The organism is Flavobacterium psychrophilum DSM 3660 = ATCC 49418, assembly GCF_002217405.1.
Taxonomy (GTDB): domain Bacteria; phylum Bacteroidota; class Bacteroidia; order Flavobacteriales; family Flavobacteriaceae; genus Flavobacterium; species Flavobacterium psychrophilum.
On record NZ_MUHE01000050.1, the window covers coordinates 1 to 6,974 of the forward strand.

At 33.2% G+C, this 6,974-nt stretch carries 6 protein-coding genes and 1 pseudogene; 6 read left to right on the forward strand and 1 reads right to left on the reverse strand.

All coding sequences use genetic code 11. The features are described from left to right. Positions 1-332: 332 nt before the first annotated feature. Positions 333-1,472, reverse strand: coding sequence for an acyl-CoA dehydrogenase (locus B0A57_RS11170; protein ID WP_034098718.1), 1,140 nt, complete (start codon positions 1,470-1,472; stop codon positions 333-335). A 95-nt stretch (positions 1,473-1,567) separates the two neighbouring features. Here B0A57_RS11170 and B0A57_RS11175 point away from each other — a divergent pair, with 95 nt between their 5' ends. The 6 genes and pseudogenes from B0A57_RS11175 to B0A57_RS12505 form a co-directional block, all read left to right on the forward strand. Next, the gene (locus B0A57_RS11175; RefSeq protein WP_034098716.1) at positions 1,568-2,635 is read left to right on the forward strand and encodes an anhydro-N-acetylmuramic acid kinase; all 1,068 of its coding nucleotides are present in this window, start codon (positions 1,568-1,570) and stop codon (positions 2,633-2,635) included. A gap of 85 nt (positions 2,636-2,720) precedes the next feature. Beyond that, positions 2,721-3,302 (forward strand): chalcone isomerase family protein, encoded by a 582-nt coding sequence (locus B0A57_RS11180; protein WP_011964030.1) that lies wholly within the window; start codon positions 2,721-2,723, stop codon positions 3,300-3,302. 159 nt (positions 3,303-3,461) lie between these two features. Continuing rightward, positions 3,462-4,688 (forward strand): Glu/Leu/Phe/Val dehydrogenase dimerization domain-containing protein, encoded by a 1,227-nt coding sequence (locus B0A57_RS11185; RefSeq protein ID WP_034098714.1) that lies wholly within the window; start codon positions 3,462-3,464, stop codon positions 4,686-4,688. Positions 4,689-4,772: 84 nt separating this feature from the next. After that, complete coding sequence (locus tag B0A57_RS11190) at positions 4,773-5,534, forward strand: DUF2971 domain-containing protein (RefSeq protein WP_038466759.1); 762 nt, start codon at positions 4,773-4,775, stop codon at positions 5,532-5,534. Between the two features lie 284 nt (positions 5,535-5,818). Further along, positions 5,819-6,700 carry a hypothetical protein gene (locus tag B0A57_RS11195; protein WP_034098713.1) on the forward strand — a complete coding sequence of 294 codons (882 nt, stop codon included), beginning with the start codon at positions 5,819-5,821 and terminating at the stop codon, positions 6,698-6,700. A 149-nt stretch (positions 6,701-6,849) separates the two neighbouring features. Then, a pseudogene (locus B0A57_RS12505) lies at positions 6,850-6,974 on the forward strand (IS256 family transposase); the annotation flags it as partial.

The window sequence follows — 6,974 nt, forward strand, 5'->3', positions numbered from 1 at the left end:
AAACTTTAAATGGTATTATTAAAAAAAAAACGAATCAAATTTTTGGGTAGATACTAAGTACAAACTTCGTCCTACTGCAGGAATGATTCCAGACCAGATCTTCGCTAGTATAAGCAAGAGGTATCGCCAAAAGCATCACCAACATAATTAAGTTGAAAAGTGGTTGATAATTTAGGAGTGCTAAAAATTAGTTCAACACGCTTACCTTCAAAATCGCCAGTAGTATATCTTGCCTCTATAAAAGCATAGACGTTTAATTTTTTTTACGCAAACACAAAAAAAAAGGCTTTAGTAGATAACTAAAGCCTTTTTTGTTCAGGTTTTTGTGCGTATTATTTTACCAAAGTCCTAGAAATTACAATGCGTTGAATTTCGGAAGTTCCTTCATAAATTTGAGTGATTTTTGCATCACGCATCATACGTTCTACGTGATATTCGCTCACATAGCCGTTTCCACCGTGTATTTGTACTGCTTCAATGGTAGTACTCATAGCGGTTTCTGAAGCAAAAAGTTTTGCCATAGCTCCTGATTGCGATATGTCCTGACCAGCATCTTTTTCGGTTGCAGCTTTTAGTACTAGCATTTTGGCTGCCATAATTTGGGTTGCCATATCAGCTAATTTAAAAGCAATGACTTGGTGCTCAAAAATTGGTTTTTTAAAAGCTATACGTTCTTGTGCGTATTTTAATGCTAATTCGTATGCGCCAGTTGCAATTCCTAAAGCTTGCGATGCAATTCCAATTCTTCCACCATTTAGTACTGCCATGGCAAAGTTGAAACCAAATCCGTCTTCACCAATTCTATTTTCTTTAGGAACTTTTACATCTGTAAACATTAGCGAATGTGTATCGGAACCACGAATTCCCATTTTCTTTTCTTTAGGACCAATTTCGAAACCAGCCCAACCTTTTTCAACAATAAACGCATTGATGCCTTTATGACCTTTTTCAACATCAGTCTGTGCAATTACAATATAAGTAGTAGCAGTTCCTCCGTTTGTAATCCAGTTTTTTGTACCATTTAGTAGGTAATGATCGCCTTTGTCTATTGCTGTTGTTTTTTGCGAAGTTGCATCGGATCCAGCCTCTGGTTCAGACAAGCAAAATGCACCTATAACATCTCCTTTGGCAAGCGGCACTAGATATTTCATTTTTTGTTCTTCGTTGCAATATTTCTCTAATCCTGCACAAACTAATGAGTTGTTTACAGACATAACAACGGCTGCCGAAGCATCTATCTTAGACAATTCTACCATGGCTAAAACGTACGAAACGCTATCCAATCCAGATCCACCATATTTAGGATCTACCATCATTCCCATAAATCCAAGTTCGGCCATTTTTTTTACTTGCTCAGTTGGAAATTTCGAATGTTCATCACGTTCTATAACGCCAGGTAATAATTCTGCAACAGCAAAATCTCTTGCCGCTTGTTGAATCATTAATTGTTCTTCGCTTAAATTAAAATCCATTTTATATCAGTGTTTTGTTTGTAAAAATTTTAAAAAACTTTTCAAATATACTCGATTAATATGAATTTCTCAAAAGGTTTTCCTAATTTTAACCCATGATTAAGCAGTACTATAATGTTTTGGGGGTAATGTCAGGAACTTCACTTGATGGGGTAGACTTGGCGCATATTATTTTTTTTGAAGAAAACGAAAAATGGAGTTTCGAAATAAAAGAAAGTCAGACTGTTAGCTATTCAGAATTCTGGATTAATCAGCTTAAAGAAGCTGTCGGTTTTTGCGATTCAGAATTAGCAAAACTAAATTCAGATTATACAATATTGTTAGCCGAAATTATTTCTAATTTTATTAAAAACAATAAAATAGAAAATATCGATGCAGTTTGTTCACACGGACATACAATTTTGCATCAGCCACAAAACGGATTTACGTTGCAAATAGGAAATTTGCCTCAAATTGCAAAATTAATAAACCAAAACGTAGTTTGCGATTTTAGAGTTCAAGATGTAGCACTAGGAGGACAGGGCGCCCCGTTAGTACCTATTGGCGATCAAATTTTATTTTCAGCGTATGATTATTGTTTAAACCTTGGCGGGTTCTCAAACGTTTCTTTTAATGAAAACGGAAACCGAATTGCTTTCGATATTTCGGCAGTAAATACAGTTTTAAATTTTTATGCCAATACGCTAGGATTTGATTATGATGACAAAGGACAAACGGCTCGCTCAGGAATTGTTTCCCAAGAGTTATTGTCAGAATTAAATGAATTAGATTATTACCATAAAAGTTATCCGAAATCGCTTGGTTTTGAATTTGTAAAAACAATTCTTCTTCCAATTATCGAAAATTATCAATTATCAATAGAAGACAAACTGCGAACATTTACCGAGCATGTTGCCATACAAATTGCTTTGGCATTGCCCATAAAAACAGGTAGTTTATTTATTACTGGAGGAGGAGCCTATAACAATTTTTTAATAGAAAAGATACAATATTTTTTGCCAAAAATGACAATTGTAATCCCAAACGCTAAAACAATCGAGTTTAAAGAAGCTTTAATTTTTGCTTTGCTAGGTGTTCTTAAACTTCGTGACAAAATTAATGTTTTGGCAAGTGTTACGGGTGCAAAAAAGAATCATAGTTCAGGGAAAATTTATACGAAATAATTTTTTTAACAGAAGTTATATTTTGTATATTGTCATAATTTTTTTAGATTTGCATAAAAAATTAACCAATACTTTAAAAAAAAACATGAAAAATTTCATATTCTCCTTCTTTATTCTATTTTTATTTTTTGAATCGAATGTTGTAACTGCACAAACACAATTCGAAACAGACGGAGTAATTGTCCCTAGAACAATCCCTTTTCAAAATAGTACATTACAACTAAATGGTTTCGGAACTAGATCTAAAATGTGGGTCGATGTATATGTACAAGCCTTGTATGTAACAAGTTTATCACAAGACGCACAGTATATTATAAATGGCGAAACGGAAATGGCAATTAGAATACAAATTAAATCATCAATGGTATCTTCTGCAAAGTTTTCCAAAAATTTTGATAAAGGTTTCGAACAATCTGCGGGCAAAGATATTTACAGTTTTAAACCAAGAATTGAGTTGTTTAAAAAAATGTTGAAAAATAAAATTGTAAAAGAAGATATATTTACTTTAGTCTATAATCCTAAAGACGAATCAGTTTGGGTATATAAAAATAATGATTTAAAAGGAAAAATTCCTGGTTTAGATTTTAAGAAAATTTTATTTGGAATATGGCTTTCTGATAACCCTGTCGATGAGGGACTTAAAAAAGAATTATTAGGTAAAGAATAATAAATTAAAAAATAAAGAAAACTAGTTTTACTAACGCTAGGAAGGTTTCAGAATAGAATTAAGAAAATTGTGTGTTTTAAAATTATAAACACACAATTTTCTTGATTCTATTTTTTTATATTTGCGAAACAAAAAAATAATGCAAAAAAATACCATAATATGAAAGACTTACTAAATAAATTTGAAAATAAAGAGCCAGAAGTAGTTTTTAATTGGAAGGATCCTGAAACCGAAGCAGAAGGTTGGACAGTTATTAACTCGCTTCGTGGCGGAGCAGCAGGAGGCGGAACACGTATGCGTAAAGGTTTAGATATGAATGAAGTACTTTCGTTAGCAAAAACTATGGAAGTAAAATTTTCGGTTTCAGGACCCGCTATTGGTGGTGCAAAATCAGGAATCAATTTCGACCCAAATGATCCTCGTAAAAAAGGTGTTTTGCAGCGTTGGTACAAAGCCGTTTCCCCTTTATTAAAAAGTTATTACGGAACAGGTGGCGATTTAAACGTAGATGAAATTCATGAAGTCATTCCAATGACTGAAGAATGTGGAGTTTGGCATCCGCAGGAAGGTGTTTTTAACGGACATTTTAAACCAACCGAAGCTGATAAAATAAATAGAATAGGACAATTGCGTCAAGGTGTTGTCAAAGTCATAGAAAACACAACTTTTTCGCCAGATATTACAAGAAAATATACTGTTGCAGATATGATTACTGGTTACGGTGTAGCACAAGCCGTTCGTCATTATTATGATATTTATGGCGGTAGTGTTGTAGGCAAAAAAGCCATCGTACAAGGTTTCGGAAATGTAGGTTCAGCAGCTGCTTTTTACCTAGCAGAGATGGGCGTAAAAATAGTAGGAATCATAGACAGAGATGGCGGTTTGATTAATGAAAACGGATTTACTTTCGAAGAAATTAGAACTTTATTTCTTAATAAAAATGGAAACAAATTAGTAGCAAAAAACATGATTCCTTTCGAGGAAATAAATGCTAAAATTTGGTCTATTGGTGCCGAAATTTTTACACCTTGTGCAGCATCAAGATTAGTAGCAAAAAGCCAAGTAGATAGTATGATTGCAGCTGGTTTAGAAGTAATTTCTTGTGGTGCAAACGTGCCTTTTGCAGACAAAGAAATTTTCTTTGGTCCAATTATGGAAGAAGTAGATAGCAAAGTAAGTTTAATTCCAGATTTTATTTCAAACTGCGGTATGGCTCGTGTTTTTGCCTATTTTATGGAGAAAAAAGTCGAAATGACAGACGAATCTATCTTTAGCGATACTTCAGATATTATCAAGAAAGCTATCGAAAAAGCACATATCCTAAACTCAGACAAGAAAAACATTAGTGCAACAGCTTTTGAAATCGCTTTGAAACAATTGGTATAGTTCTTGAAAGTTAAGTCATAAAGCCGAAAGTTGGTGGCAATTAAACCGCAGAAAACATAAGAAAAAACTTTTTATATTTTATTTATGGAAAACAACTTTTTGAATTTAACTGAAAAACAGAAGGACGAACCTATATTTAGAATAATAACTATTAATAGATTATTTCAATTATTTGAGACAAGGAATAATGTATTAGTTAGACCGAAAAAATGGGATGACCCTTTTGAAACGTTCATTTCTGAATCAATAACCAAATTGAAATTTGAAGATGAAAAAAACACAACTATTGGATTTCGAGACGATTTATATGGACAATGTTGGACAAGAACACGAGAAAGCGATGCTATGTGGAGAATTTATTCACCTGATAAAAATGGCGTACGAATTTCAACAACACCAAGAAAACTGCTAAATTCTTTATCATCAACGTTAAATGGTGTAGAACATTATAGCTCATATATTGGAAAAGTAGAATACTTTTCTACACCAGAATTGAAAGGATATGTAAATAAAAATATTGATAATTGGGTATATTTTGATATTGATGGAAGAGGACTTGCAAATTCATTATTATTTAAAAGAAATGCATTCAAACACGAAAATGAAGTTCGATTAATTTACAACAGTAAGTTTAAAGGCTGTGAAAACTCTGATATATTTTCGTACAGGATTAATCCATTAGAATTAATAGATAATATTATATTTGACCCAAGAATTGAATATGCAGAATTTAAAAGGCATAAGAAAAATTTAAAAGAATTTAGATTTGACAAAAAAATTGTAAAATCTATATTATACCACATACCCGATTTTAAAATTAAATCAGAGATATTCAATAATGACTGAAATATTAACTGCCACCAACACACGCTACAACGGATTTGGGCAATTGGCTTAATGGAAAGTTGGTTTTGTATTTGGGAGATTTGGCAAATCCGAAAATAGGGCTTAATTTAGTCCCAAACCCGCTGTAGCGCGAGAACGTTATAAAGTCATAAAGTCGAAAGAAGTACTGAAATATGATATTTGGTTTTAAAAATCAAACTAAAGATAATTAGTGAATAATATCAATACATTTTTAGCGTTAGGATTTTAAGACTTTAGACATTAAGACTAAAAAAAATATAATTATGGGAGTAGTAATATCAGCATCAAACAAAAGAAAGTCATTCGTAATAACTGCAATGATTTATACATTGTTGTTGCTGATATTATTTTTTATACGATTTTGGCCACCAGCAAACCTGCAAGAATTAGCTGAAGGAGGAGGAGGAGGCGTAACTGTAAATTTTGGAGATACTGAGTTTGGTTCTGGAAATAATTTCGAAAGTGATGTTTTAGCGATAAAAAACGAAACCAAACAAGCAGTAAAGCCAGTAGAAACTGCCGAGAATCAAATTATAGCTCAAGAAAATTCTGCCGAAGAAAATGAGGTAGTGATTGCTAAAAAGATAATTACAAAAAAACAGAAGGTTGATATTGTAAAATCCGAAAGTAAACCCGCTCTTGCAAAGCCAACAGTAGCTAAAAACACTAACTATGCTTTGGCAAATATCCTGAAAGGAGGAAATAAAGGCGGAGACGGAAACTCGAGTACACACGGAAATCAAGGTTCAGCAAACGGAAGTTTATCTAACGATGGCTACGGAAGTGGCGGTTCTGGTGGCGGTACAGGTGGCGGAAACGGTTCTGGTAGCGGAACCGGAAATGGCTCTGGCTCAGGAAGCGGAAATGGCGGTGGTGTAGGGTATTCGCTAGGTGGCAGAAAAGCATTATCTAAACCAGCACCTAAATATACTTGTAACGAATCTGGTAAAGTAGCTGTCGAAGTTTCTGTAGATAGAAACGGGAATACAATTAGTGTAGTTCCAGGCGTAAAAGGTACTACAAATACTGCAAAATGCTTACTAGATCAAGCCCGAATTGCGGCAATGAACACCAAATGGCAATCTAAAGACGATGCACCAGAAAGGCAAGTTGGGAAAATTGTGTATAGTTTTAGTTTGAATTAAAATAGCCTTTTACACACTTCTTTTTTTACACTCAGGCAGTATAACACAAAGTGTGTAAGTTAAAAAGTTATTCTGAAAATTTGAGCTAATTCAAAAAGCTCAAAAATTTTCGGAAATAACTTTTTAACATTTTATATATTTACATAATTATGATTGAAAGAGACGACTTATTAAACAACAAGGAATTCTACAAATCCTTTAAAAATGGAGAAGATTTAACTTCATTTTTTAAACAAATGCACAAACGAGCAGTTGAACATATGCTTGAAGCAGA

Excerpts from the sequence above, each read along its gene's own strand:
- B0A57_RS11170 (WP_034098718.1), bottom strand. The coding sequence starts at position 1,472 with ATGGATTTTAATTTAAGCGAAGAACAATTAATGATTCAACAAGCGGCA.
- B0A57_RS11175 (WP_034098716.1), top strand. The coding sequence starts at position 1,568 with ATGATTAAGCAGTACTATAATGTTTTGGGGGTAATGTCAGGAACTTCA.
- B0A57_RS11180 (WP_011964030.1), top strand. The coding sequence starts at position 2,721 with ATGAAAAATTTCATATTCTCCTTCTTTATTCTATTTTTATTTTTTGAA.
- B0A57_RS11185 (WP_034098714.1), top strand. The coding sequence starts at position 3,462 with ATGAAAGACTTACTAAATAAATTTGAAAATAAAGAGCCAGAAGTAGTT.
- B0A57_RS11190 (WP_038466759.1), top strand. The coding sequence starts at position 4,773 with ATGGAAAACAACTTTTTGAATTTAACTGAAAAACAGAAGGACGAACCT.
- B0A57_RS11195 (WP_034098713.1), top strand. The coding sequence starts at position 5,819 with ATGGGAGTAGTAATATCAGCATCAAACAAAAGAAAGTCATTCGTAATA.